At 60.3% G+C, this 26,053-nt stretch carries 30 protein-coding genes; 29 read left to right on the forward strand and 1 reads right to left on the reverse strand.

Annotation, left to right across the window (positions count from 1 at the left end):
* The first annotated feature begins 30 nt into the window (after positions 1–30).
* Together rpoB and rpoC are read left to right on the forward strand one after the other, a co-directional pair.
* Positions 31–4,170, forward strand: coding sequence for a DNA-directed RNA polymerase subunit beta (rpoB, locus tag QMO82_RS09280; RefSeq protein WP_183606596.1), 4,140 nt, complete (start codon positions 31–33; stop codon positions 4,168–4,170).
* 190 nt (positions 4,171–4,360) lie between these two features.
* Positions 4,361–8,569, forward strand: coding sequence for a DNA-directed RNA polymerase subunit beta' (rpoC, locus tag QMO82_RS09285; protein WP_183606597.1), 4,209 nt, complete (start codon positions 4,361–4,363; stop codon positions 8,567–8,569).
* 160 nt (positions 8,570–8,729) lie between these two features.
* On the opposite strand, the gene QMO82_RS09290 is transcribed toward rpoC, so the two are convergent.
* The gene (locus QMO82_RS09290) at positions 8,730–9,023 is read right to left on the reverse strand and encodes a hypothetical protein (RefSeq protein WP_028757598.1); all 294 of its coding nucleotides are present in this window, start codon (positions 9,021–9,023) and stop codon (positions 8,730–8,732) included.
* A gap of 498 nt (positions 9,024–9,521) precedes the next feature.
* On the opposite strand from QMO82_RS09290, the gene rpsL reads away from it, so the two are divergent.
* From rpsL to QMO82_RS09425, 27 genes are all read left to right on the forward strand, one after another.
* A complete protein-coding gene (gene rpsL, locus QMO82_RS09295) occupies positions 9,522–9,893 on the forward strand; it encodes a 30S ribosomal protein S12 (protein WP_003547537.1) in 372 nt (123 codons plus the stop codon).
* A gap of 76 nt (positions 9,894–9,969) precedes the next feature.
* Positions 9,970–10,440 (forward strand): 30S ribosomal protein S7, encoded by a 471-nt coding sequence (gene rpsG, locus QMO82_RS09300; protein WP_003573807.1) that lies wholly within the window; start codon positions 9,970–9,972, stop codon positions 10,438–10,440.
* A 29-nt stretch (positions 10,441–10,469) separates the two neighbouring features.
* Positions 10,470–12,569 (forward strand): elongation factor G, encoded by a 2,100-nt coding sequence (fusA, locus tag QMO82_RS09305; RefSeq protein WP_183606598.1) that lies wholly within the window; start codon positions 10,470–10,472, stop codon positions 12,567–12,569.
* 68 nt (positions 12,570–12,637) lie between these two features.
* Positions 12,638–13,813 (forward strand): elongation factor Tu, encoded by a 1,176-nt coding sequence (tuf, locus tag QMO82_RS09310; RefSeq protein WP_003573803.1) that lies wholly within the window; start codon positions 12,638–12,640, stop codon positions 13,811–13,813.
* Positions 13,814–13,967: 154 nt separating this feature from the next.
* Positions 13,968–14,276 carry a 30S ribosomal protein S10 gene (rpsJ, locus tag QMO82_RS09315; RefSeq protein ID WP_003547547.1) on the forward strand — a complete coding sequence of 103 codons (309 nt, stop codon included), beginning with the start codon at positions 13,968–13,970 and terminating at the stop codon, positions 14,274–14,276.
* Between the two features lie 39 nt (positions 14,277–14,315).
* Entirely contained in the window at positions 14,316–14,957 is a 642-nt protein-coding gene (gene rplC, locus QMO82_RS09320; RefSeq protein WP_003573801.1) for a 50S ribosomal protein L3, read from the forward strand.
* Positions 14,958–14,970: 13 nt separating this feature from the next.
* Entirely contained in the window at positions 14,971–15,591 is a 621-nt protein-coding gene (gene rplD, locus QMO82_RS09325; RefSeq protein WP_003578669.1) for a 50S ribosomal protein L4, read from the forward strand.
* On the forward strand, positions 15,588–15,881 hold the full coding sequence (locus QMO82_RS09330) for a 50S ribosomal protein L23 (protein ID WP_003547550.1): 294 nt from the start codon (positions 15,588–15,590) through the stop codon (positions 15,879–15,881). Before rplD ends, QMO82_RS09330 begins: the two co-directional genes overlap by 4 nt.
* An 11-nt stretch (positions 15,882–15,892) precedes the next feature.
* The gene (rplB, locus tag QMO82_RS09335; protein ID WP_003573799.1) at positions 15,893–16,729 is read left to right on the forward strand and encodes a 50S ribosomal protein L2; all 837 of its coding nucleotides are present in this window, start codon (positions 15,893–15,895) and stop codon (positions 16,727–16,729) included.
* A 15-nt stretch (positions 16,730–16,744) separates the two neighbouring features.
* Positions 16,745–17,023 carry a 30S ribosomal protein S19 gene (gene rpsS, locus QMO82_RS09340; RefSeq protein WP_003573797.1) on the forward strand — a complete coding sequence of 93 codons (279 nt, stop codon included), beginning with the start codon at positions 16,745–16,747 and terminating at the stop codon, positions 17,021–17,023.
* 2 nt (positions 17,024–17,025) lie between these two features.
* On the forward strand, positions 17,026–17,415 hold the full coding sequence (gene rplV / locus QMO82_RS09345; protein WP_183606599.1) for a 50S ribosomal protein L22: 390 nt from the start codon (positions 17,026–17,028) through the stop codon (positions 17,413–17,415).
* Positions 17,415–18,146, forward strand: a complete 732-nt coding sequence (rpsC, locus tag QMO82_RS09350) for a 30S ribosomal protein S3 (RefSeq protein WP_003587196.1) — start codon at positions 17,415–17,417, stop codon at positions 18,144–18,146. The genes rplV and rpsC overlap by 1 nt, the downstream gene beginning before the upstream one ends.
* A gap of 36 nt (positions 18,147–18,182) precedes the next feature.
* Complete coding sequence (gene rplP, locus QMO82_RS09355; RefSeq protein WP_003573792.1) at positions 18,183–18,596, forward strand: 50S ribosomal protein L16; 414 nt, start codon at positions 18,183–18,185, stop codon at positions 18,594–18,596.
* A 12-nt stretch (positions 18,597–18,608) separates the two neighbouring features.
* Positions 18,609–18,809 carry a 50S ribosomal protein L29 gene (gene rpmC / locus QMO82_RS09360; protein ID WP_003547556.1) on the forward strand — a complete coding sequence of 67 codons (201 nt, stop codon included), beginning with the start codon at positions 18,609–18,611 and terminating at the stop codon, positions 18,807–18,809.
* A 12-nt stretch (positions 18,810–18,821) separates the two neighbouring features.
* Entirely contained in the window at positions 18,822–19,061 is a 240-nt protein-coding gene (gene rpsQ / locus QMO82_RS09365) for a 30S ribosomal protein S17 (RefSeq protein ID WP_003573791.1), read from the forward strand.
* Positions 19,062–19,320: 259 nt separating this feature from the next.
* Positions 19,321–19,689: a 50S ribosomal protein L14 gene (gene rplN, locus QMO82_RS09370; RefSeq protein ID WP_003573790.1), complete on the forward strand. Its 369-nt coding sequence runs from the start codon at positions 19,321–19,323 to the stop codon at positions 19,687–19,689.
* Positions 19,690–19,700: 11 nt separating this feature from the next.
* Positions 19,701–20,009: a 50S ribosomal protein L24 gene (rplX, locus tag QMO82_RS09375; RefSeq protein WP_097622109.1), complete on the forward strand. Its 309-nt coding sequence runs from the start codon at positions 19,701–19,703 to the stop codon at positions 20,007–20,009.
* On the forward strand, positions 20,002–20,559 hold the full coding sequence (gene rplE / locus QMO82_RS09380; RefSeq protein WP_003573788.1) for a 50S ribosomal protein L5: 558 nt from the start codon (positions 20,002–20,004) through the stop codon (positions 20,557–20,559). Before rplX ends, rplE begins: the two co-directional genes overlap by 8 nt.
* Positions 20,560–20,591: 32 nt before the next feature.
* Entirely contained in the window at positions 20,592–20,897 is a 306-nt protein-coding gene (gene rpsN, locus QMO82_RS09385) for a 30S ribosomal protein S14 (protein ID WP_003573787.1), read from the forward strand.
* Between the two features lie 12 nt (positions 20,898–20,909).
* Positions 20,910–21,308 (forward strand): 30S ribosomal protein S8, encoded by a 399-nt coding sequence (gene rpsH, locus QMO82_RS09390; RefSeq protein WP_003547562.1) that lies wholly within the window; start codon positions 20,910–20,912, stop codon positions 21,306–21,308.
* 42 nt (positions 21,309–21,350) lie between these two features.
* The gene (gene rplF / locus QMO82_RS09395) at positions 21,351–21,884 is read left to right on the forward strand and encodes a 50S ribosomal protein L6 (RefSeq protein WP_003578670.1); all 534 of its coding nucleotides are present in this window, start codon (positions 21,351–21,353) and stop codon (positions 21,882–21,884) included.
* A 12-nt stretch (positions 21,885–21,896) separates the two neighbouring features.
* Complete coding sequence (gene rplR, locus QMO82_RS09400; protein WP_097615811.1) at positions 21,897–22,259, forward strand: 50S ribosomal protein L18; 363 nt, start codon at positions 21,897–21,899, stop codon at positions 22,257–22,259.
* 130 nt (positions 22,260–22,389) lie between these two features.
* A complete protein-coding gene (gene rpsE / locus QMO82_RS09405; RefSeq protein WP_003573784.1) occupies positions 22,390–22,959 on the forward strand; it encodes a 30S ribosomal protein S5 in 570 nt (189 codons plus the stop codon).
* A gap of 14 nt (positions 22,960–22,973) precedes the next feature.
* Complete coding sequence (gene rpmD / locus QMO82_RS09410) at positions 22,974–23,183, forward strand: 50S ribosomal protein L30 (protein WP_003547566.1); 210 nt, start codon at positions 22,974–22,976, stop codon at positions 23,181–23,183.
* Between the two features lie 16 nt (positions 23,184–23,199).
* Positions 23,200–23,676 carry a 50S ribosomal protein L15 gene (gene rplO, locus QMO82_RS09415; protein WP_097622107.1) on the forward strand — a complete coding sequence of 159 codons (477 nt, stop codon included), beginning with the start codon at positions 23,200–23,202 and terminating at the stop codon, positions 23,674–23,676.
* Positions 23,677–23,909: 233 nt separating this feature from the next.
* The gene (gene secY / locus QMO82_RS09420) at positions 23,910–25,250 is read left to right on the forward strand and encodes a preprotein translocase subunit SecY (RefSeq protein WP_183606600.1); all 1,341 of its coding nucleotides are present in this window, start codon (positions 23,910–23,912) and stop codon (positions 25,248–25,250) included.
* Positions 25,247–25,897 (forward strand): adenylate kinase, encoded by a 651-nt coding sequence (locus tag QMO82_RS09425; protein ID WP_183606601.1) that lies wholly within the window; start codon positions 25,247–25,249, stop codon positions 25,895–25,897. The genes secY and QMO82_RS09425 overlap by 4 nt, the downstream gene beginning before the upstream one ends.
* Positions 25,898–26,053 lie beyond the last annotated feature (156 nt).

The raw sequence follows: 26,053 nt of genomic DNA on the forward strand, positions 1-26,053 counted from the left end.
GCCCGGGTGCAAGATTTTGAAGGAGCGACGATGGCTCAGACCCTTTCGTTCAACGGTCGCAGGCGCGTACGCAAGTTTTTTGGTAAGATCCCCGAAGTCGCAGAAATGCCGAACCTCATCGAGGTTCAGAAGGCGTCCTACGACCAGTTTTTGATGGTTGAAGAGCCGAAAGGCGGCCGGCCCGACGAGGGTCTTCAGGCCGTTTTCAAGTCGGTTTTCCCGATCACCGATTTCTCCGGCGCTTCCATGCTGGAATTCGTGTCCTACGAGTTCGAACCGCCGAAGTTCGACGTTGACGAATGCCGTCAGCGCGACCTGACCTATGCAGCGCCCCTGAAGGTGACGCTGCGCCTCATCGTGTTCGATATCGACGAGGATACCGGCGCGAAGTCGATCAAGGACATCAAGGAACAGTCCGTTTACATGGGCGACATGCCGCTCATGACCAATAACGGCACGTTCATCGTCAACGGCACCGAGCGCGTGATCGTCTCCCAGATGCATCGTTCGCCGGGCGTCTTCTTCGACCACGACAAGGGCAAGAGCCATTCTTCCGGCAAGCTGCTCTTTGCTGCCCGCGTCATCCCCTATCGCGGTTCCTGGCTCGACATCGAATTCGACGCCAAGGATATCGTTTACGCCCGTATCGACCGCCGCCGTAAGATCCCTGTTACGTCGCTCCTGATGGCGCTCGGCATGGACGGCGAGGAAATCCTCGATACCTTCTACACGAAGTCGCTCTACAAGCGCGACGGCGAAGGCTGGCGTATTCCCTTCAAGCCGGAAACGCTGAAGGGTGCCAAGGCGATCACCGAGATGGTCGACGCCGATACCGGCGAAGTCGTCGTCGAAGCCGGCAAGAAGCTGACCCCGCGCCTGCTGCGCCAGCTCTCCGACAAGGGCCTGAAGGCGCTGAAAGCCGCCGATGACGATCTCTACGGCAACTACCTTGCCGGCGACATCGTCAACTACTCGACGGGCGAGATCTATCTCGAAGCCGGCGACGAAATCGACGAGAAGACGCTAGGCGTCATCCTGGCAAACGGTTTCGACGAGATCCCGGTTCTCGGCATCGACCACATCAATGTCGGCGCCTACATCCGCAACACGCTGTCTGCCGATAAGAACGAGAACCGCCAGGACGCTCTGTTCGACATCTACCGCGTCATGCGTCCGGGTGAACCGCCGACCATGGAATCGGCCGAAGCCATGTTCAATTCGCTGTTCTTCGATGCGGAGCGTTACGACCTCTCCGCCGTCGGCCGCGTCAAGATGAACATGCGTCTAGACCTGACGGTGGAAGACACCGTCCGCATCCTGCGTAAGGACGACATCCTGGCCGTGGTCAAGATGCTGGTCGAACTGCGCGACGGCAAGGGCGAGATCGACGACATCGACAACCTCGGCAACCGCCGCGTCCGGTCGGTCGGCGAGCTGATGGAAAACCAGTACCGTCTCGGCTTGCTCCGCATGGAGCGCGCGATCAAGGAACGCATGTCCTCGATCGAGATCGACACGGTCATGCCGCAGGACCTGATCAACGCCAAGCCGGCGGCTGCCGCCGTTCGCGAATTCTTCGGTTCCTCGCAGCTCTCGCAGTTCATGGACCAGGTCAACCCGCTCTCGGAAATCACCCACAAGCGCCGTCTTTCGGCCCTTGGCCCGGGTGGTCTGACCCGTGAGCGCGCCGGCTTCGAAGTCCGCGACGTGCATCCGACCCACTACGGCCGTATTTGCCCGATCGAAACGCCGGAAGGCCCGAACATCGGTCTCATCAACTCGCTTGCGACCTTTGCCCGCGTCAACAAGTACGGCTTCATCGAAAGCCCGTACCGTCGCATCGTCGACGGCAAGGTGACGAGCGACGTGCTCTACCTCTCCGCCATGGAAGAGGCGAAGTACTACGTCGCCCAGGCCAACGCCGAAATGAACGCTGACGGTTCCTTCGTCGACGAGTTCGTCGTCTGCCGTCATGCCGGCGAAGTCATGCTCGCGCCGCGCGACAGCATGAACCTGATGGACGTTTCGCCGAAGCAGGTCGTTTCGGTTGCAGCCGCGCTCATTCCGTTCCTGGAAAACGACGACGCCAACCGCGCGCTCATGGGCTCAAACATGCAGCGTCAGGCCGTGCCGCTGCTGCGTGCCGAAGCCCCGTTCGTCGGGACCGGCATGGAGCCGGTTGTCGCCCGTGACTCGGGCGCTGCCATCGGCGCGCGCCGCGGCGGCGTGGTCGACCAGGTCGACGCGACGCGTATCGTTATCCGCGCCACCGAAGACCTCGAAGCCGGCAAATCCGGCGTCGATATCTACCGCCTGCAGAAGTTCCAGCGCTCGAACCAGAACACCTGCGTCAACCAGCGTCCGCTGGTCACCGTCGGTGACGTCGTCAACCGCGGCGACATCCTCGCCGACGGCCCGTCGACCGATCTCGGCGATCTGGCGCTCGGCCGCAACGCGCTCGTCGCGTTCATGCCCTGGAACGGCTATAACTACGAAGACTCGATCCTGCTCTCCGAGCGCATCGTTGCCGACGACGTGTTCACCTCCATCCACATCGAAGAATTCGAAGTGATGGCACGCGACACCAAGCTTGGGCCTGAGGAAATCACCCGCGATATTCCGAACGTTTCGGAAGAAGCGCTGAAGAACCTCGACGAAGCCGGCATCGTCTATATCGGCGCCGAAGTTCAGCCGGGCGATATCCTCGTCGGCAAGATCACGCCGAAGGGCGAAAGCCCGATGACGCCGGAAGAAAAGCTTCTGCGCGCCATCTTCGGCGAAAAGGCCTCCGACGTGCGCGATACGTCGATGCGCATGCCGCCCGGCACCTACGGCACGATCGTCGAAGTTCGCGTCTTCAACCGCCATGGCGTCGAGAAGGACGAGCGCGCGATGGCGATCGAGCGCGAAGAAATCGAGCGTCTTGCGAAGGACCGCGACGACGAGCAGGCGATCCTCGACCGTAACGTCTACGGCCGTCTGATCGAAATGCTGCGCGGCCAGGCGTCCATCGCCGGCCCGAAGGGCTTCAAGAAGGGCACCGAGCTTTCGAACGCCGTCGTCTCCGAATATCCCCGCTCGCAGTGGTGGATGTTCGCGGTCGAGGACGAGAAGGTCCAGAGCGAACTCGAAGCGCTCCGCGGCCAGTACGACGAATCCAAGTCGCGCCTTGAACAGCGCTTCATGGACAAGGTCGAGAAGGTCCAGCGCGGCGATGAAATGCCTCCGGGCGTCATGAAGATGGTCAAGGTCTTCGTCGCTGTGAAGCGCAAGATCCAGCCGGGCGACAAGATGGCCGGCCGTCACGGGAACAAGGGCGTCGTCTCGCGCATTGTGCCGGTGGAGGACATGCCGTTCCTCGAAGACGGCACGCATGTCGACGTCGTTTTGAACCCGCTCGGCGTGCCTTCGCGCATGAACGTCGGCCAGATCCTCGAAACCCACCTGGGTTGGGCCTGCGCCGGCATGGGTCGCCAGATCGGCGAGCTGATCGAAGCCTACAAGGCCAATGGCAACATCGAGCCGCTGCGCAAGACCATCGGCGATGTCGTCGGTGACGGTCCGAAGGCCGAACAGGTCCACGAGTTCGACGATGAGTCGGTCCTGCGTCTCGCCGACCAGTGGAAGCGCGGCGTTTCGATTGCGACGCCTGTTTTCGACGGTGCGCATGAAGGCGACGTCAACGATATGCTGCGTCTGGCAGGTCTCAAGGATACCGGTCAGTCGACGCTCTATGACGGCCGTACCGGCGAGCAGTTCGACCGCCAGGTGACGGTGGGCTACATCTACATGCTGAAGCTCAACCACTTGGTCGACGACAAGATCCATGCCCGTTCGATCGGTCCTTACTCGCTCGTGACCCAGCAGCCGCTGGGTGGCAAGGCGCAGTTCGGCGGCCAGCGCTTCGGCGAAATGGAAGTCTGGGCGCTCGAAGCATACGGTGCTGCCTACACGCTGCAGGAAATGCTGACGGTGAAGTCGGACGACGTCGCCGGCCGCACCAAGGTCTACGAAGCCATCGTCCGCGGAGACGACACGTTCGAAGCCGGTATTCCGGAAAGCTTCAACGTTCTCGTCAAGGAAATGCGCTCGCTGGGCCTCAGCGTCGAGCTCGAAAACACCAAGCTTGACGAGGCGCAGGCAGCTCAGCTGCCCGACGCGGCCGAGTAAGCACTTGATAGGGCGTGCGCTGCCAATGCGGCGCACGCCGGTCCCGCCGGGCGCCGTATCCATGTCGGCCCGGGAGGGAAGTTTCGCCGCATCTTGCGGTTATTCTCGTTTAAGCGAGGGAGGCGGCTCCCGGGAAATTGCCGCCGACCATCGCATTTTGAGGGCGCTTTAGCCCATGAAGGAGACAGGCATGAACCAAGAGGTCATGAATCTTTTCAATCCGCAGGTGCCTGCACAGAATTTCGATTCCATTCGGATTTCGATCGCGTCTCCGGAGAAGATCCTCTCCTGGTCCTACGGTGAGATCAAGAAGCCGGAAACCATCAACTACCGCACGTTCAAGCCGGAACGCGACGGTCTGTTCTGCGCGCGCATCTTCGGGCCGATCAAGGACTACGAATGCCTGTGCGGTAAGTACAAGCGCATGAAGTACAAGGGCATCATCTGCGAAAAGTGCGGTGTCGAAGTCACGCTGTCGCGCGTTCGCCGTGAGCGCATGGGCCATATCGAGCTCGCCGCTCCCGTTGCCCACATCTGGTTCCTGAAGTCGCTGCCATCACGCATCTCGACGCTGCTCGACATGACGCTGAAGGATGTCGAACGCGTTCTCTACTTCGAAAACTACATCGTCACCGAGCCGGGCCTGACCGCCCTGAAGGAGCACCAGCTCCTCTCGGAAGAAGAGTACATGCTCGCCGTCGACGAATACGGCGAAGACCAGTTCACCGCGATGATCGGCGCTGAGGCGATCTACGAGATGCTGGCCTCGATGAACCTCGAAAAGATCGCCGGCGATCTGCGCTCCGAGCTTGCCGACACCACGTCGGATCTCAAGCAGAAGAAGCTGATGAAGCGCCTGAAGATCGTCGAGAACTTCATGGAGTCGGGCAACCGCCCGGAATGGATGATCATGAAGGTCGTCCCGGTCATTCCGCCGGACCTGCGCCCGCTGGTGCCGCTCGACGGCGGCCGTTTCGCGACGTCGGATCTGAACGATCTCTACCGCCGCGTGATTAACCGCAACAACCGTCTGAAGCGCCTGATCGAGCTTCGTGCGCCTGGCATCATCATCCGCAACGAAAAGCGCATGCTGCAGGAATCGGTTGACGCGCTGTTCGACAACGGCCGCCGCGGTCGCGTCATCACCGGCGCCAACAAGCGTCCGCTGAAGTCGCTGTCCGACATGCTGAAGGGCAAGCAGGGCCGCTTCCGCCAGAACCTGCTCGGCAAGCGCGTCGACTATTCCGGCCGTTCGGTCATCGTCACCGGTCCGGAACTGAAGCTGCACCAGTGCGGCCTGCCGAAGAAGATGGCGCTCGAACTCTTCAAGCCGTTCATCTATGCCCGCCTCGACGCCAAGGGTTACTCCTCGACCGTCAAGCAGGCCAAGAAGCTGGTCGAAAAGGAAAAGCCTGAAGTCTGGGATATCCTCGACGAGGTCATCCGCGAGCATCCGGTTCTCCTGAACCGCGCACCGACGCTGCACCGCCTGGGCATCCAGGCCTTCGAACCTACCCTGGTCGAAGGCAAGGCAATCCAGCTGCATCCGCTCGTCTGCACGGCGTTCAACGCCGACTTCGACGGCGACCAGATGGCCGTTCACGTGCCGCTGTCGCTTGAGGCCCAGCTCGAAGCCCGCGTGCTGATGATGTCGACCAACAACATCCTGCACCCGGCCAACGGCGCGCCGATCATCGTTCCCTCGCAGGACATGGTTCTCGGCCTCTATTATCTGTCGATCCTGAACCAGAACGAGCCGGGCGAAGGCATGGCCTTCTCCGATCTCGGCGAGCTGCATCACGCGCTGGAAAGCAAGGTCGTGACGCTGCACACCAAGATCCGCGGCCGTTTCAAGTCGGTCGACGAGGATGGCAAGCCCTACTCGAAGATCTATGAGACGACGCCTGGCCGTCTGCTCATCGGCGAACTGCTGCCGAAAAACGGCAAGGTGCCCTTCGACATCTGCAACCAGGAAATGACCAAGAAGAACATCTCCAAGATGATCGACACGGTCTACCGTCACTGCGGCCAGAAGGACACGGTCATCTTCTGCGACCGTATCATGCAGCTCGGCTTCTCGCATGCCTGCCGCGCCGGCATTTCGTTCGGCAAGGACGACATGGTCATTCCGGATGCCAAGGCCAAGATCGTGGCCGACACCGAGAGCCTGGTGAAGGAATACGAGCAGCAGTACAATGACGGCCTGATCACCCAGGGCGAAAAGTACAACAAGGTTGTCGACGCCTGGGGCAAGGCGACCGAAAAGGTCGCCGAAGAGATGATGGCCCGCATTAAGGCGGTCGAATTCGACGACAAGACCGGCCGTCAGAAGCCGATGAATTCGATCTACATGATGAGCCATTCCGGCGCCCGCGGTTCTCCGAACCAGATGCGTCAGCTGGGCGGCATGCGCGGCCTCATGGCCAAGCCGTCGGGTGAAATCATCGAGACGCCGATCATCTCGAACTTCAAGGAAGGCCTGACCGTCAACGAGTACTTCAACTCGACGCACGGCGCCCGCAAGGGTCTGGCAGACACCGCCCTGAAGACCGCCAATTCGGGTTACCTCACGCGCCGTCTCGTCGACGTCGCGCAGGATTGCATCGTCACGCATGTCGATTGCGGCACCGAAACCGGCCTCACCATGACCGCCATCGTCGATGCCGGTCAGGTCGTTGCCTCGCTCGGCGCCCGTATCCTCGGCCGCACGGCGCTCGACGATATCGATCATCCGGTCACGGGTGAGCGCATCGTCGATGCCGGCAAGATGATCCTCGAGCCCGATGTCATCGAGATCGAGAAGGCGGGTATCCAGTCGATCCGCATTCGTTCGGCGCTGACCTGCGAAATCCAGACGGGCGTCTGCTCGGTCTGCTACGGCCGCGACCTCGCGCGTGGTACGCCTGTCAACATGGGCGAAGCCGTGGGCGTCATCGCTGCTCAGTCGATCGGCGAGCCGGGCACCCAGCTCACCATGCGTACCTTCCACCTTGGCGGTACGGCAACCGTGGTCGACCAGTCGTTCCTGGAAGCGTCGTACGAAGGTACGGTGCAGATCAAGAACCGCAACATCCTGCGCAACTCCGATGGCAACCTCGTTGCTATGGGCCGCAACATGACCGTCCAGATCCTGGACGAGCGTGGCGTCGAACGTTCGTCGCAGCGTGTTGCCTACGGTTCGAAGCTGCATGTCGACGAAGGCGACAAGGTCAAGCGCGGCCAGCGTCTGGCAGAGTGGGACCCCTACACCCGTCCGATGATGACGGAAGTGGCCGGTACCGTTCAGTTCGAAGACCTGGTCGACGGTCTCTCCGTTCTGGAAGCGACCGACGAGTCCACGGGCATCACCAAGCGTCAGGTCATCGACTGGCGTTCGACCCCGCGCGGTTCGGACCTCAAGCCGGCGATCGTCATCAAGGATGCCAGCGGCAATGTCGCGAAGCTGTCCCGCGGCGGTGACGCCCGCTTCCTGCTCTCGGTCGACGCGATCCTGTCGGTCGAACCGGGCACCAAGGTCTCCCAGGGTGACGTGCTTGCGCGTTCGCCGCTGGAAAGCGCAAAGACCAAGGACATCACCGGCGGTTTGCCGCGTGTTGCCGAGCTGTTCGAGGCCCGCCGTCCGAAGGACCACGCCATCATCGCAGAGATCGATGGTACGATCCGCCTCGGCCGCGACTACAAGAACAAGCGCCGTGTCATCATCGAGCCGGCGGAAGACGGTGTCGAGCCGGTCGAATACCTGATCCCGAAGGGCAAGCCCTTCCACCTTCAGGAAGGCGACTATATCGAAAAGGGTGACTACATCCTCGACGGTAACCCGGCTCCGCACGACATCCTGGCGATCAAGGGCGTGGAGGCTCTGGCCTCCTACCTCGTCAACGAGATCCAGGAAGTCTACCGCCTGCAGGGCGTTGTCATCAACGACAAGCACATCGAGGTGATTGTCCGTCAGATGCTGCAGAAGGTGGAAATCACCGATGCAGGCGACTCGACCTATATCGTCGGCGACAATGTCGACCGGATCGAGCTCGAAGACGTCAACGACCATCTGATCGAGCAGGGCAAGAAGCCCGCCTATGGCGATCCGGTTCTTCTCGGCATCACCAAGGCGTCGCTGCAGACCCCGTCCTTCATCTCGGCCGCGTCCTTCCAGGAAACGACCAAGGTGCTGACGGAAGCTGCGATCGCCGGCAAGACCGACGGCCTGCAGGGTCTGAAGGAAAACGTCATCGTCGGCCGCCTCATCCCGGCCGGCACCGGCGGCACCATGACCCAGATCCGCCGTATCGCCACATCGCGCGACGAGCTGATCCTCGAAGAGCGCCGCAAGGGCACCGGTGCTGCCGTTGCCACGCCGATGCTGCAGGACATGGCCGAAAAGGCTCCGGCCGCGGAATAATCCGCGGCTGAAGCCCGCGAATAAAACGCCAATTGAAAAACCGCCCGGAGCGATCCGGGCGGTTTTTGTTTTTGGTCTGATCTGATTGGTCTGGGGGAGGGAAGGCGGCTCGTTCCGCTTAGGCTGCATTGGCGACCGGCAGCGCGAGCGGCGGCCTCCTTCAGTTGAAGCGGATGATCGCAACCTCGCCGTCGACGGCGCCCTGGTAGGCGGAGGCGTGCGGCTCTTCGGCGGGCACTTCGGTCAGCATGCCGATCTGGTCGAGATCGGCTTCGATGAAGCCTTCCTCGGCAAGCGCGTTCAAGGCCTCGCGGACGGCCGTGTCGTCGTCGGGCGCTTTCAGCATGATGTGCAGGTCGATGCCTTCGCTGGCGTCGGACTCGTAGCCCTTGCCGATGATGATGAAGATCATCGGCCCGTCGAAATTATTGTCGTTATCAGGTGTCGTAATCATCGCCTGTCCTTCGGCTCTTTAACGATTCGGTCGCCCGAATCCCGCTGTGAGGGCCGCACGCCGCAATTGCTGATTCCTTAACTGCTTTTGCCGCAATGCCCAAGTTTTTATCTTGGTGCACGGCCGCCATTTCGTCTAGAAGGATGAAATCAGGGCCTCAGGCCCTGAGATCAAGGCGATACGGCGAGTTTATTTCTTAACCGGCCTTGACGAGACAGGTGGAAACCAGTAGTACCCCGGCCATCAGATCCCATGTGAGGCTTGGCTGTTCGGGGCGACGCGCCCTGAAGTTCACCTCAAACAAGGTTCTAAACGCACGTTGAAGTCATGATGCTGCACGCACGACGCATATTTTATGTGTCCTCTGCTCCTTGTGGTCCATCTGCGGAAGCGGATCGGGCCATATTTTGCGCATTGACGGAAAACGTACGTCACTGCCGGAGACGGCGCGAGTTCAAGCCCGCAAGGGTACTGAGATAAAACGTAAGGGATGGTTGAATGCCTACCGTAAACCAGCTGATCCGCAAGCCTCGCCAGGCGAACGTAAAGCGTAACAAGGTTCCCGCACTCCAGGAGAACCCGCAGAAGCGCGGCGTTTGCACGCGCGTCTACACGACGACGCCGAAGAAGCCGAACTCGGCTCTGCGTAAGGTCGCAAAGATCCGCCTGACCAACGGCTTCGAAGTCATTGGTTACATCCCCGGCGAAGGTCACAACCTTCAGGAACACTCCGTCGTCATGATCCGTGGCGGCCGCGTCAAGGACCTTCCGGGTGTCCGTTATCACATCATCCGCGGCGTTCTCGATACTCAGGGTGTCAAGAACCGCAAGCAGCGCCGCTCCAAGTACGGCGCGAAGCGTCCGAAGTAATTCGGTTTTGAATAATCCGGCGCTGCGCGAGGTCCTCCGCGTCATGAAGCGCCTTAACGGTTGAAGAGACAAAAGTATGTCCAGACGTCATAAAGCAGAAAAGCGCGAGATCAATCCGGACCCGAAGTTCGGCGATCTGGTCGTCACCAAGTTCATGAATGCCATCATGCTCGACGGCAAAAAGTCGGTTGCTGAAAACATCGTTTATGGCGCGTTCGACGTCGTCCAGGGCAAGTCCAAGCAGGAGCCGCTTACGGTTTTCCATTCTGCGCTCGACAACATTGCGCCGCACGTTGAAGTTCGCTCGCGCCGTGTCGGTGGTGCGACCTATCAGGTCCCGGTCGACGTTCGCCCGGAGCGCCGCCAGGCTCTCGCCATTCGCTGGCTGATTGCCGCCGCCCGCAAGCGCAACGAAACCACCATGATCGATCGCCTGTCCGGCGAACTGCTCGATGCGTCCAACAACCGCGGCTCCGCCGTCAAGAAGCGCGAAGACACGCACAAGATGGCTGACGCCAACCGCGCGTTCTCGCACTATCGCTGGTAATTCCGAACGGTATCGAAAGGCAGTCCACAATGGCTCGCGAATATAAGATCGAAGACTACCGTAATTTCGGTATCATGGCGCATATCGACGCCGGCAAGACCACGACCACCGAGCGTATCCTTTATTACACCGGCAAGTCGCACAAGATCGGCGAAGTTCACGACGGCGCAGCCACCATGGACTGGATGGAGCAGGAGCAGGAGCGTGGCATCACGATCACCTCCGCTGCCACCACGACCTTCTGGAAGGGTCGTGACGGCAAGATGCGCCGCTTCAACATCATCGACACCCCCGGCCACGTCGACTTCACCATCGAAGTCGAGCGTTCGCTGCGCGTTCTCGACGGCGCCATCGCGCTGCTCGACGCCAATGCTGGTGTCGAGCCGCAGACGGAAACCGTTTGGCGCCAGGCCGAGAAGTACAATGTCCCGCGGATGATCTTCTGCAACAAGATGGACAAGACCGGCGCCGACTTCTACCGCTCCGTCGAGATGATCAAGACCCGTCTCGGCGCAACGGCTGTCGTCATGCAGCTGCCGATCGGTGCTGAAACCGAATTCAAGGGCGTCATCGACCTGATCGAGATGAACGCTCTCATCTGGCGCGACGAGTCGCTCGGCGCCCAGTGGGATGTCGTCGAGATTCCCGAGGACATGAAGGCCAAGGCTGAAGAATATCGCGAAAAGCTGATCGAGACGGTCGTCGACATCGACGAAGCCGCGATGGAAGCTTATCTCGAAGGCATTCTGCCGGACAACGACCAGATCCGTGCGCTGGTTCGCCGCGGCACGATCGACGTCAAGTTCCACCCGATGTTCTGCGGCACCGCCTTCAAGAACAAGGGCGTGCAGCCGCTGCTCGACGCCGTTGTCGACTACCTGCCTTCGCCGATGGACATCCCGGCGATCAAGGGCATCGACTTCAAGACGGAAGCTGAAATCGAGCGTCACGCCGATGACAGCGAGCCGCTCTCCATGCTCGCCTTCAAGATCATGAACGACCCCTTCGTCGGTTCGCTGACCTTCGCCCGCATCTATTCCGGCAAGCTCGAAAAGGGCGCGTCGGTCATGAACACGGTTAAGGACAAGCGCGAGCGCGTCGGCCGCATGCTGCAAATGCACTCCAACTCGCGTGAAGACATCGAAGAAGCTTTTGCAGGCGACATCGTCGCTCTTGCCGGCCTCAAGGAAACCACGACCGGCGATACGCTCTGCGATCCGCTGAAGCCGGTTATCCTCGAGCGCATGGAATTCCCCGAGCCGGTCATCCAGATCGCCATCGAGCCGAAGACCAAGGGCGACCAGGAAAAGATGGGCCTCGCGCTCAACCGCCTGGCTGCTGAGGATCCGTCCTTCCGCGTCAAGACCGACCAGGAATCCGGCCAGACCATCATCGCCGGCATGGGCGAACTGCATCTCGACATCATCGTCGACCGCATGCGTCGTGAATTCAAGGTTGAAGCAACCGTCGGTGCGCCGCAGGTTGCCTACCGCGAAACCATCACCAAGACGCACGAAGAAGACTACACGCACAAGAAGCAGTCCGGCGGTACCGGCCAGTTCGCGCGCGTCAAGATCATCTTCGAACCGAACCCGGAAGGCGACGACTTCAAGTTCGAATCGAAGATCGTCGGCGGTTCCGTTCCGAAGGAATACATCCCCGGCGTCCAGAAGGGCATCGAAAGCGTTCTGTCTTCCGGTCCGCTCGCAGGCTTCCCGATGCTCGGTGTCAAGGCGACCCTCATCGACGGCGCCTTCCACGACGTTGACTCCTCGGTTCTCGCCTTCGAAATCGCATCGCGTGCCTGCTTCCGTGAAGCAGCCAAGAAGGCCGGCGCTCAGCTGCTCGAGCCGATGATGAAGGTCGAAGTCGTTACTCCGGAAGATTATGTCGGCGACGTTATCGGCGACCTGAACTCCCGTCGCGGTCAGATCCAGGGCCAGGAAAGCCGTGGTATCGCCGTCGTCATCAACGCGAACGTCCCGCTCGCGAACATGTTCAAGTACGTCGACAACCTGCGCTCCATGTCCCAGGGCCGCGCCCAGTACACGATGACCTTCGATCACTATTCGCCGGTCCCGTCGAACGTCGCAACAGAAATCCAGGCAAAGTATTCCGGTCAGAAGTGACCGGAATACCAATTGACCGATAACAAGAATTAGATCCCCTCGGGGACTAGCAAAACGGAGAGCCGAAAATGGCAAAGAGTAAGTTTGAGCGCAACAAGCCGCACGTCAACATCGGCACGATCGGCCACGTTGACCACGGCAAGACGTCTCTGACGGCAGCGATCACGAAGTACTTCGGTGAGTTCAAGGCGTACGATCAGATCGACGCGGCTCCGGAAGAAAAGGCCCGTGGCATCACCATTTCGACGGCGCACGTCGAATATGAGACGCCGGCCCGTCACTATGCGCACGTCGACTGCCCCGGCCACGCCGACTACGTCAAGAACATGATCACCGGTGCTGCCCAGATGGACGGCGCGATCCTGGTGTGCTCGGCCGCCGACGGCCCGATGCCGCAGACGCGCGAACACATTCTGCTGGCCCGCCAGGTTGGCGTTCCGGCGATCGTGGTGTTCCTGAACAAGGTCGACCAGGTTGACGACGCCGAGCTTCTCGAACTGGTCGAGCTCGAAGTTCGCGAACTTCTGTCGTCCTACGACTTCCCGGGCGACGATATCCCGGTCGTCAAGGGTTCGGCGCTTGCTGCTCTTGAAGACAGCGACAAGAAGATCGGCGAAGACGCGATCCGCGAGCTGATGGCTGCGGTCGATGCCTACATCCCGACGCCTGAGCGCCCGATCGACCAGCCGTTCCTGATGCCGATCGAAGACGTGTTCTCGATCTCGGGCCGCGGTACGGTTGTGACCGGCCGCGTCGAGCGTGGCATCGTCAAGGTTGGCGAAGAAGTCGAGATCGTCGGCATCCGTGCGACCTCGAAGACGACGGTGACCGGCGTTGAAATGTTCCGCAAGCTGCTCGATCAGGGCCAGGCCGGCGACAACATCGGCGCTCTGGTTCGCGGTGTGAACCGTGACGGCGTCGAGCGTGGCCAGATCCTGTGCAAGCCGGGCTCTGTCAAGCCGCACAAGAAGTTCATGGCTGAAGCCTACATCCTGACGAAGGAAGAGGGTGGCCGTCATACGCCGTTCTTCACCAACTACCGTCCGCAGTTCTACTTCCGCACGACCGACGTGACGGGCATCGTGACGCTGCCGGAAGGCACGGAAATGGTTATGCCTGGCGACAACGTCACGGTTGCCGTCGAGCTGATCGTTCCGATCGCGATGGAAGAAAAGCTGCGCTTCGCGATCCGCGAAGGTGGCCGCACCGTCGGCGCCGGTATCGTTGCTTCGATCGTCGAGTAATGAGCGGCTGGGCCACCAGGCCCAAGGAAAGGATAGGGACGCCGATCTCGGTGTCCCTCTCGATCTTTGAAACCGGTGGCCCGCTAACGTAACTGAAGGTAAGTCGTGTCCCTGAATGGTGACACGCGGATAACAGACACAAGGATAAAGTCGAATGAACGGCCAGAATATCCGCATCCGCCTGAAGGCGTTCGATCACCGGATTCTCGATGCCTCCACGCGCGAGATCGTATCGACGGCTAAGCGCACCGGTGCAAGCGTCCGGGGCCCCGTTCCGCTTCCGACCCGCATCGAGAAGTTTACGGTCAACCGGTCCCCGCACATCGACAAGAAGAGCCGCGAACAGTTCGAGATGCGCACGCACAAGCGCCTTCTCGATATCGTTGACCCGACCCCGCAGACGGTAGACGCGCTGATGAAGCTCGATCTCGCCGCCGGTGTCGATGTTGAGATCAAGCTCTGAGACCTCGGGTCTTCGGGCTGAGTGAGAAGGATTGAACCGATGCGTTCAGGTGTGATTGCACAGAAGGTGGGAATGACCCGCGTCTATAACGACGCCGGTGAGCATGTCCCGGTAACGGTACTGCGCATGGAGGCCGTCCAGGTCGTTGCCACGCGTACTGTCGAAAAGAATGGCTATACCGCAGTTCAGCTCGGTGCCGGCCAGGCGAAGGTGAAGAACACGTCGAAGGCGATGCGCGGCAACTTTGCTGTCGCCAACGTCGAGCCGAAGGCGAAGCTTCAGGAATTTCGTGTCTCCGAAGACAATCTTCTGGAGATCGGTACTGAGCTTAAAGCCGGCCACTTTGCAGCCGGTCAGCTCGTCGACGTCACGGGCACGACGATCGGTAAGGGTTTTGCCGGCGCTATGAAGCGCCATGGTTTCGGCGGTCTGCGCGCCACGCACGGTGTGTCGGTTTCGCACCGCTCGCACGGTTCGACCGGCTCGCGCCAGGATCCGGGCAAGGTATTCAAGAACAAGAAGATGGCTGGTCACATGGGCCAGACGCGCGTAACGACTCAGAACCTGGAAGTGGTTTCGACCGATGAAGATCGCGGTCTGATCCTGATCAAGGGTGCAGTGCCCGGTTCCAAGGGTGCCTGGATCATCGTGCGCGATGCCGTCAAGTCGGCAGCGAAGTAAGGGAGCCGGACCAATGGAATTCAACGTCAAGACCCTCGAGGGAAAAGACGCAGGGAAGGTTTCTCTTTCTGATGCGATTTTCGGCCTCGAGCCCCGCGAAGACATTCTCGCCCGCGTCATCCGCTGGCAGCTTGCCAAGAAGCAGCAGGGCACCCACAAGGCAAAGGGCCGCGCTGAAGTTTCGCGCACCGGCGCCAAGATGTACAAGCAGAAGGGTACGGGCCGCGCCCGCCACCATTCGGCTCGCGCTCCGCAGTTCCGCGGCGGCGGCAAGGCTCACGGCCCGGTCGTCCGCAGCCACGAGCACGACCTTCCGAAAAAGGTTCGCGCACTTGGCCTTCGCCACGCCCTTTCGGCCAAGATCAAGGCCGATGACGTCATCGTCATCGACAACCTGGTTGCCGCCGAAGCCAAGACCAAGGCTCTCGCGTCCGTATTCGAGACGCTCGGCCTGACCAACGCCCTCTTCATCGGCGGCGCAGAACTTGACGGCAACTTCAAGCTCGCAGCTCAGAACATCCCGAACATCGATGTTCTGCCGATCCAGGGCATCAACGTTTACGACATCGTGCGCCGCGGCAAGCTCGTGCTTTCCAAGGCTGCGGTTGAAGCGCTAGAGGAGCGATTCAAGTGACCGATCTTCGCCACTACGATGTGATCGTCTCTCCGGCGATCACCGAAAAGTCCACGCTGGTCTCCGAAAACAACCAGGTTGTTTTCAATGTCGCCAAGCAGGCGACAAAGCCGGAAATCAAGGCTGCTGTCGAGGCGCTGTTCGGCGTCAAGGTCACGGCCGTCAACACTCTGCTGCGCAAGGGCAAGACCAAGCGGTTCCGCGGTTTCGTCGGCAAGCAGAAGGACGTGAAGAAGGCTGTTGTGACCCTGGCTGAAGGCCAGACGATCGACGTCTCCACCGGTCTCTGAGGTATAAGAAAATGGCATTGAAAACATTCAATCCGATCACCCCGAGCCAGCGCCAGCTGGTCATCGTCGACCGTTCGGCCCTCTACAAGGGCAAGCCGGTCAAGGCGCTGACGGAAGGCCTGACCAAGAGCGGCGGTCGTAACAACCTCGGCCGCATCACCGCCCGCTTCATCGGCGGCGGTCACAAGCGCACCTATCGTCTGATCGACTTCAAGCGTCGCAAGTTCGACGTCGAGGGCACGGTCGAGCGTATCGAATACGATCCGAACCGCACGGCTTTCATCGCGCTGGTGACCTATGCTGACGGTGAGAAGGCTTACATTCTCGCTCCTCAGCGTCTCGCTGCCGGTGACAAGGTCATCGCTTCCGAGAAGGCTGTCGACGTCAAGCCCGGCAACACCATGCCGCTGCAGTTCATCCCGGTCGGCTCCATCATCCACAATGTGGAAATGAAGCCGGGCAAGGGTGGTCAGATCGCTCGCTCCGCCGGTGGCTACGCGCAGCTCGTCGGCCGCGACCAGGGCATGGCGATCCTTCGCCTGAACTCCGGTGAACAGCGTCTCGTTCATGGCTCCTGCCTTGCTTCGATCGGCGCCGTGTCCAACCCGGATCACGCCAACATCAACGACGGCAAGGCCGGTCGTACCGTTTGGCGCGGCAAGCGTCCGCACAACCGCGGTGTCGTCATGAACCCGGTCGACCATCCGCACGGCGGTGGTGAAGGCCGCACCTCCGGTGGTCGCCATCCGGTGACACCGTGGGGCAAGCCGACCAAGGGCAAGCGCACCCGGTCGAACAAGTCGACCGACAAGATGATCATGCGCTCGCGTCATCAGCGTAAGAAGTAAGAGAGGAAGTCTCCAATGGCTCGTTCAGTATGGAAAGGTCCGTTCGTTGACGGCTATCTTCTCAAGAAGGCTGAGAAGGTTCGTGAAGGCGGACGTGCAGAAGTGATCAAGATCTGGAGCCGTCGCTCCACGATCCTGCCGCAGTTCGTCGGTCTTACCTTCGGCGTCTACAACGGCAGCAAGCATATCCCGGTCAGCGTCAATGAAGACATGGTCGGTCACAAATTCGGTGAATTCTCTCCGACCCGCACCTACTACGGTCACGGCGCGGACAAGAAGGCGAAGAGGAAGTAACAATGGGCAAGGCAAAAGCCGAACGCCGGCTGAAGGACAACGAGGCGCAAGCAGTCGCCCGCACGCTCCGCGTCAGCCCCCAGAAGCTCAACCTGGTTGCTGCGGCTATCCGCGGCAAGAAGGTCGAGCGCGCACTCGCTGAGCTGGAGTTCTCCCGCAAGCGCATCGCAGGTGCCGTCAAGAAGACGCTCGAATCTGCGATCGCCAACGCCGAGAACAACCACGATCTCGACGTCGACGGTCTCGTCGTCGCCGAGGCCTATGTCGGCAAGTCGATCGTCATGAAGCGTTTCCACGCTCGTGGTCGCGGTCGTGCGTCGCGCATTGAAAAGCCCTTCGCGCACCTGACGATCGTCGTTCGTGAAGTGCAGGCAGTAGAGGAGGCCGCATAATGGGTCAGAAAATCAATCCAATCGGTTTCCGTCTTGGCATCAACCGTACCTGGGATAGCCGCTGGTTTGCGGACAATGCCGAGTACGGCCAGCTGCTGCACGAAGACCTGAAGATGCGCAAGTTCGTCATGAGCGAACTGAAGCAGGCCGGGATCTCCAAGGTGGTCATCGAGCGTCCGCACAAGAAGTGCCGCGTCACGATCCACTCCGCACGTCCGGGCCTGATCATCGGCCGCAAGGGCGCCGACATCGACAAGCTCCGCAAGAAGCTGTCGGACATGACGAATTCGGAAACGCACCTCAACATCGTCGAAGTGCGCAAGCCCGAAGTCGATGCGACGCTGGTCGCTCAGTCGATCGCCCAGCAGCTCGAGCGCCGCGTGGCTTTCCGCCGCGCCATGAAGCGCGCCGTTCAGTCCGCGATGCGTCTTGGCGCCGAAGGCATCAAGATCACCTGCGCCGGTCGTCTTGGCGGCGCTGAAATCGCTCGTACGGAATGGTACCGCGAAGGTCGTGTGCCGCTGCACACGCTGCGCGCCGACATCGACTACGGCACGGCTGAAGCAGAAACCGCATTCGGCATCTGCGGCATCAAGGTCTGGATCTTCAAGGGCGAAATCCTTGAGCACGATCCGATGGCTTCCGAGCGCCGTGCGATGGAAGGTGACGCCCAGGGTCCGGCAAGCCGTGATCGTGACCGCGACAGAGACCGTCGCCGCGACAACGCTTGATAGCGCGCGTGGCAGAGAAGTTCGGAGAATAAGAAAATGTTGCAGCCAAAGCGTACCAAGTACCGCAAGCAGTTCAAGGGCCGCATCAAGGGCGTCGCCAAGGGCGGTTCTGACCTAGCATTCGGCGAATTCGGCCTGAAGGCTCAGGAACCCAACCGCGTCAACGCGCGCGAGATCGAAGCGGCCCGCCGCGCGATCACGCGTTATATGAAGCGCGCCGGCCGTGTATGGATCCGCGTGTTCCCGGACGTTCCGGTAACCGCAAAGCCGACCGAAGTCCGCATGGGTAAGGGTAAGGGCTCCGTTGAATACTGGGCATGCAAGGTCAAGCCCGGCCGTATGATGTTCGAGATCGATGGTGTCAGCGAAGAAATCGCCCGCGAGGCGCTTCGTCTCGGCTCTGCCAAGCTCTCGGTCAAGACGCGCTTCGTTCAGCGCATTGCAGAGTAAGGGATTGAGCTCATGAAAGCCTCAGATGTTCGCGGCTTCACCGCCGACCAACTCAAGGACGAGCTTGCCAAGCTGAAGAAGGAGCAGTTCAACCTGCGCTTCCAGAAGGCGACCGGCCAGCTCGAAAAGTCCTCGCGCATCAACGAGGTCCGCAAGGACATCGCCCGCGTGAAAACCATTGCCCGCCAGAAGGCGGCAGAAGTTAAGGCCTAAAGGAAGAAAAATATGCCGAAGCGCATCCTGCAGGGCGTCGTCGTTGGCGACAAGAACGAGAAGACGGTAGTGGTTCGCGTCGAGCGTCGTTTCGCTCACCCGCTGCTCCAGAAGACCGTTCGTCGTTCCAAGAAGTACAAGGCCCACGACGAGAACAACCAGTACAAGATTGGCGATACCGTATCCATCGAGGAATGCGCGCCGATCTCCAAGGACAAGCGCTGGACGGTGATTTCCGCCCAGGGCCAGTAACAGAATTTTGTGCGAGGCCTTGCGTCTCGCCGAAATATCTGTATGAAGCAGCGTCAGAACGCTCGAATGCCGGGCGTTCTTTTGCTTTGAGCGCACGGAAGGTCCCGTTCGGGAAACCACCCTGGCACGATCGATCCCGCGCTATTCAGCTATTGCCGCGTCTGTGTTGCCGTCATGGCAGTTCGGCCGGCGAAAATTTTCATAAGCCGGAGTAGGGGGCTAGCCCAACCATTCCGGTAAACCAAGAAGGCGACCTGATATGATTCAGATGCAAACAAACCTCGACGTCGCGGATAATTCCGGCGCACGTCGTGTCATGTGCATCAAGGTGCTGGGCGGCTCGAAGCGCAAGTATGCCTCGATCGGCGACGTTATCGTCGTTTCGATCAAGGAAGCGATCCCGCGCGGCCGTGTGAAGAAGGGTGACGTGATGAAGGCGGTTGTCGTTCGCACCGCCAAGGATATCCGTCGTCCGGATGGCTCCGTCATCCGCTTCGACACCAACGCAGCAGTCCTCATCGACAACAAAAAAGAGCCGATCGGCACCCGTATCTTCGGACCGGTTCCGCGCGAACTTCGCGCCAAGAACCACATGAAGATCATCTCGCTGGCTCCCGAAGTACTGTAAGGAGCGAAGCGATGCAGAAGATTCGTAAGGGCGACAAGGTCGTCATGCTCGCTGGCAAGGACAAGGGCCGTACCGGCGAAGTTGTCCAGGTCATGCCGAAGGAAGATCGTGCCGTTGTTCGTGGCGTCAACGTCGTCAAGCGCCATCAGCGCCAGACGCAGACCCAGGAAGCCGGCATCATCAACAAGGAAGCCCCGGTTCACCTGTCCAACGTTGCAATCGTCGACAAGGACGGCAAGCCGACCCGCGTCGGTTTCAAGGTTGTTGACGGCAAGAAGGTCCGTGTGGCCAAGCGTTCTGGAGAAGTGATCGATGGCTGAGGCAAAATACGAGCCGCGGCTCAAGAAGGAATATGTCGAGCGCATCCGCAAGGCGATGCAGGAGCAGTTCTCCTACGCCAACGAGATGATGATTCCGAAGCTCGACAAGATCGTGATCAACATGGGTGTTGGCGAAGCGACCGCTGACTCGAAGAAGCCGACGGTTGCTGCCGCCGACCTCGCAGCGATCGCCGGCCAGAAGCCGGTCATCACCCGCGCACGCAACTCCATCGCAGGCTTCAAGGTCCGCGAACAGATGCCGATCGGCGCGAAGGTCACCCTGCGCGGCGCCCGCATGTACGAGTTCCTGGACCGTCTCGTGAACATCGCGCTCCCGCGCGTTCGCGACTTCCGCGGCCTGAACCCGAAGAGCTTTGACGGCCGTGGCAACTTCGCCATGGGCATCAAGGAGCACATTGTGTTCCCTGAGATCAACTACGACAAGGTTGATCAGATGTGGGGCATGGACATCATCGTTTGCACGACGGCGACGACCGACGACGAAGCACGGGCTCTTCTGAAAGAGTTCAGCTTCCCGTTCCGTCAATAACCGTAACGACGAGCGTAGAAAAGGAACCTGACATGGCGAAGACAAGCGCAGTTGAAAAGAACAAGCGCCGCCGTACTACGGTCGCAAACCAGGCCGCGAAGCGGGCTGCGTTGAAGGCGATCATCATGAACCAGGCTCTTCCGATCGAAGAGCGGTTCAAGGCCTCGATCAAGCTGGCATCCCTGCCGCGTGATGGATCGAAGACCCGTATTCGCAACCGTTGCGAAGTCTCGGGGCGTCCGCGCGCATATTACCGCAAACTGCGCATGTCGCGTATTGCGCTGCGTGAACTGGGCAATCTCGGCAAGGTGCCGGGTATCGTCAAGTCGAGCTGGTAAGGAGCAGGTTACATGACAATGACTGATCCGTTGGGCGATATGCTCACCCGTATCCGTAACGGCGCTTCCCGCCGCAAGTCGTCGGTCTCGACGCCTGCGTCCAAGCTCCGTGCACGTGTTCTCGATGTCCTGCAGTCCGAAGGCTACATCCGTGGCTATTCCGTTGTCGATTTCGGCAATGGCAAGTCGGAACTCAGCATCGAGCTGAAATATTATGAAGGCGCATCGGTGATCCGTGAGATCGGCCGTGTGTCCAAGCCGGGCCGCCGGGTTTATGTCTCGGTCAAGTCCATTCCGCAGGTCGCGAACGGCCTCGGCATCACCATCCTTTCGACTCCGAAGGGTGTGATGGCCGATCACCAGGCTCGCGAACAGAACGTTGGTGGCGAGGTTCTTTGCTCGGTCTTCTAAGGCCGGGCAAGGATTTCCATAGCGAACAGACAGGATTGAAACATGTCTCGTATCGGTAAAAAGCCCGTTCAGGTGCCTGCTGGGATCACGGCTACGGTCGATGGCCAGAAGGTGACTGCAAAGGGCCCGAAGGGCGAGCTGTTTTTCGTTGCAAATGACGAAATCAGCCTCAAGCTCGAAAACAACGCGGTCGTCGTGACGCCCGTAAACCAGACCAAGGATGCACGTTCGAAGTGGGGCATGTCCCGCACGATGATCGAAGGCATCTTCAAGGGCGTCAAGGACGGCTTTGAGCGCAAGCTTGAAATCAACGGCGTCGGTTACCGCGCTTCTCTGCAGGGCAAGAACCTGCAGCTGGCTCTCGGTTTCAGCCATGACGTGATCTATGAGCCGCCGGTCGGCATCACGATCGCCGTTCCGAAGCCGACTGAAATTGTTGTCTCCGGCATCAATAAGCAGCAGGTTGGTCAGGTCGCCGCTGAAATCCGCGAATATCGCGGTCCCGAGCCCTACAAGGGCAAGGGCGTCAAGTACGCTGACGAGCGGATCGTCCGCAAAGAAGGCAAGAAGAAGTAAGGATCACGCGAAATGGCTAGCAGGAAAGAAGCACTTGCACGTCGTGCCAACCGCGTGCGCCGTCATCTCAAGTCGGTGGCCAATGGCCGTCCGCGCCTGTCGGTTCATCGCTCCTCGAAGAACATCTACGCCCAGGTCATTGATGATGTGGCCGGCAAGACGCTTGCGTCTGCCTCCACCCTCGATAAGGATCTGCGCGGTTCTCTGAAGACCGGTGCCGATACCGCCGCCGCTGCCGTTGTCGGCAAGCTCGTTGCCGAGCGCGCCTCCAAGGCCGGTGTTACGGAAGTCGTGTTCGACCGTGGCGCCTTCATCTATCACGGCCGCATCAAGGCTCTCGCCGATGCAGCCCGCGAAGGCGGTCTCACCTTCTGATCAGTTTCCGGCCGGACGCTTTTAGCGCCGGCCGGATTTCACCGGACCGCAGGCACTCTCCGAAAGGGGAGGCTGATGCGGTCCACATTTGTTTGCCGATTGCACCCGGAAAAGAAAAAGGAAGAGGACAATGGCACAGGAAAGAAGGCCGCAGCGGGAAGACCGCCAGAGCCGTGAAGAGCGCGATAGCGAGTTCGTCGACAAGCTGGTCGCGATCAACCGCGTCGCCAAGGTCGTCAAGGGCGGCCGTCGTTTCGGTTTCGCAGCACTCGTCGTCGTCGGCGACCAGAAGGGCCGCGTCGGCTTCGGCCATGGCAAGGCACGCGAAGTGCCGGAAGCCATCCGCAAGGCAACCGAAGCCGCCAAGCGCGAACTGATCTTCGTACCGCTGCGTGACGGCCGTACGCTGCATCACGACGTTCATGGCCGCCACGGCGCCGGCAAGGTTCTGCTGCGCTCGGCCAAGGTCGGTACCGGCATCATCGCCGGCGGTCCGATGCGCGCCGTATTCGAAACCCTCGGCATGCATGACGTCGTCGCCAAGTCGACTGGTTCGTCGAACCCCTACAACATGGTTCGCGCCACCTTCGACGCTCTGAAGCACCAGGTTCACCCGAAGGACATCGCAGCTCAGCGCGGCATCAAGTATGCAACGCTGCAGGCTCGTCGTAGCGCCTCCGGCAACGCCTCTGAAGAATAAGAGGAGTCTGACAGATGGCCAAGGCTACCAAGAAGGCTGAAGCGAAGACTGTCACGATCGAACAGATCGGCAGCCCGATTCGCCGTCCGGATGTTCAGCAGCGCACGCTGATCGGTCTCGGACTGAACAAGATGCACCGTCGCCGCACGCTGGAGGATACTCCTTCCGTTCGTGGCATGATCCGTGCTGTCCAGCATCTCGTTCGCGTCGTCGACGAGAAGTGAGACGGAGGAAACGCTCATGAAACTCAATGAAATTAAAGACAACGAAGGCTCGACTCACAGCCGCAAGCGCCTCGGCCGCGGTATCGGTTCGGGCTCGGGCAAGACCGGCGGTCGCGGTGTGAAGGGTCAGAAGTCCCGTTCGGGCGTCGCCATCAACGGCTTCGAAGGCGGCCAGATGCCGATCTATCGTCGCCTGCCGAAGCGCGGCTTCAACAACATTTTCGCTTCCGATTTTGTTGTCGTGTCGCTCGGCCGTATCCAGGCCGCGATCGACGCCGGCAAGCTCGACGCCAAGGCGACCGTTGACGCAGCTGCCCTCAAGGCCGCTGGCGTCATCCGTCGCCCGAAGGATGGCGTGCGCGTTCTCGCCGACGGCGAGCTCAAGGCCAAGATCACCATCGTCGTTGCAGGCGCTTCCAAGCCTGCCGTCGAGAAGATCGAAAAGGCCGGCGGCGCCGTGACGCTGCTTTCGGCTCCGGCTGCTGCCGAATAATAATCTGATGATATATCGCCCGGGGTGCTTCACACCGGGCGATTTTGCTCCCATATGTGGGCCTCACAAAAACTTGGCTGGCGCGCCCGCGTCATGCCGGTAAGACTAAAACGAGGGTGAGGCATGGGGTTGCATTGCAATCCGTTCTGAACCCGGTTTTGAATAATTTTCATACTGATTCCGGGGCCGGCCTATCCCCCAGAGACGCCGGAATTGGTAGCGCGGAGAATCGCATGGCTTCTGCAGCGGAACAATTGGCATCCAACCTCAATTTTTCGACCTTTGCCAAAGCCGAGGATTTGAAGAAGCGCTTGTGGTTCACACTGGCAGCTCTCCTCGTCTACAGGCTCGGCACCCATATTCCGCTTCCGGGTCTCAATCCCGAAGCCTATGCCCAGGCTTTCCGCGGCCAGGCAGGCGGCATTCTCGGCCTTTTCAACATGTTCTCGGGCGGTGCTGTCCAGCGCATGGCGATCTTCGCGCTCGGCATCATGCCCTATATCTCTGCTTCGATCATCGTGCAGCTCATGACCTCGGTCGTGCCGGCGCTCGAAAACCTCAAGAAGGAGGGCGAGCAGGGCCGCAAGATCATCAACCAGTATACCCGCTATGGCACCGTCATCCTCGGTGCGCTGCAGGCCTACGGCATTGCCGCCGGCCTTGAGAGCGGCCAGGGCCTCGTCGTCGAGCCGGGCTGGTTCTTCCGTGTGTCGACCGTTCTGACGCTGCTCGGCGGCACGATGTTCCTGATGTGGCTCGGCGAGCAGATCACCTCGCGCGGCATCGGCAACGGCATCTCGCTGATCATCTTCGCCGGCATCGCCGCCGGTCTTCCGACAGCTCTTGCCGGCACGCTCGAACTCGGCCGCACCGGCGCACTGTCGACCTTCCTCATCCTGCTCGTCATTATCGTCGCGATCGGCGTCATCGGCGTCATCGTCTTCGTCGAGCGGGCGCAGCGCCGGCTGCTGATCCAGTATCCGAAGCGCCAGGTCGGCAACCGCATGTTCCAGGGCGATACCTCGCACCTGCCGCTGAAGCTCAACACCTCGGGCGTCATTCCGGCGATCTTCGCCTCGTCGCTGCTGCTGCTGCCGGCAACGCTTGCGGGCTTTGCCAACACCACGGCGATGCCCTCCTGGGCGACGTCGATCGTCGCGGCGCTCGGCCACGGCCAGCCGCTCTACATGGTGCTCTATGCAGCGCTGATCGCCTTCTTTGCCTTCTTCTATACGGCCATCGTCTTCAATCCGAAGGACACGGCCGACAATCTGAAGAAGCATGGCGGCTTCATTCCCGGCATCCGCCCGGGCGAGCGCACCGCCGAATATATCGACTACGTGCTGACCCGAATCACGGTGATCGGCGCGCTCTATCTCGTCTTCGTCTGCATCCTTCCGGAGATCTTGGTGTCGCAAACCGGCATCCCATTATCCCTTGGTGGGACTTCGCTTTTGATCGTGGTTAGCGTAACTCTTGATACGGTTGCACAGATCCAGGGTCACCTGATCGCGCAGCAATACGAAGGCCTGATCAAGAAATCGAAGTTGCGTGGAGGAAAGAGGGGGCGATGAGACTTATCCTTTTGGGGCCGCCGGGCGCGGGTAAGGGAACCCAGGCCCAGCGGATCGTGGAAAAGCACGGCATTCCGCAGCTTTCCACGGGGGACATGCTGCGTGCAGCGGTCAACGCCGGTACGGATGTCGGTAAGCGCGCCAAAGCGGTCATGGACGCCGGCAAGCTTGTCTCCGATGAGATCGTTATCGCTATCGTTTCCGAGCGAATCGATCAGCCCGATTGCGCCAATGGCTTCATTCTCGACGGTTTCCCGAGGACGCTCGTCCAGGCGGATGCCACCGAGGCAATGCTGAGGGCAAAGGGCCTCGGCCTGTCCGTCGTCATCGAATTCCGTGTCGATGATGAGGAACTGGTCCGTCGTGTCGCCGGTCGCTACTCCTGCGCACAGTGCGGCGGCGTCTATCACGATACCGACAAGGTTCCTGCTGCCGAAGGCGTGTGCGACAAGTGCGGTTCCACCCACTTCAAGCGCCGTCCGGATGACAATCCGGAGACCATGACGGCGCGGCTGCAGGTCTACTACAAGGAAACCTCGCCGCTGATCGGCTATTACCATGCCAAGGGCAAACTCAGGTCCGTGGACGGCATGGCGGAGATCGATCAGGTGACGGCAGAGGTCGAAAGCATTCTTTCCAAGCTTTAAGGCTTTGAAAATAAACTTGGTGGAACGGTTGCTTTTCAGCAGTGATTCCGCTAAACACCGCGCCAACTCGCGACATTCCATGCGATCGGCGCGGATTTCCCAGGGAAGTCCGGGTGCGGTCGTTTTGACATGTTGCGGACGTAAATCTGAACGAGC

The sequence above is a fragment of the Rhizobium sp. BT04 genome, from assembly GCF_030053135.1.
GTDB lineage: Bacteria > Pseudomonadota > Alphaproteobacteria > Rhizobiales > Rhizobiaceae > Rhizobium > Rhizobium binxianense.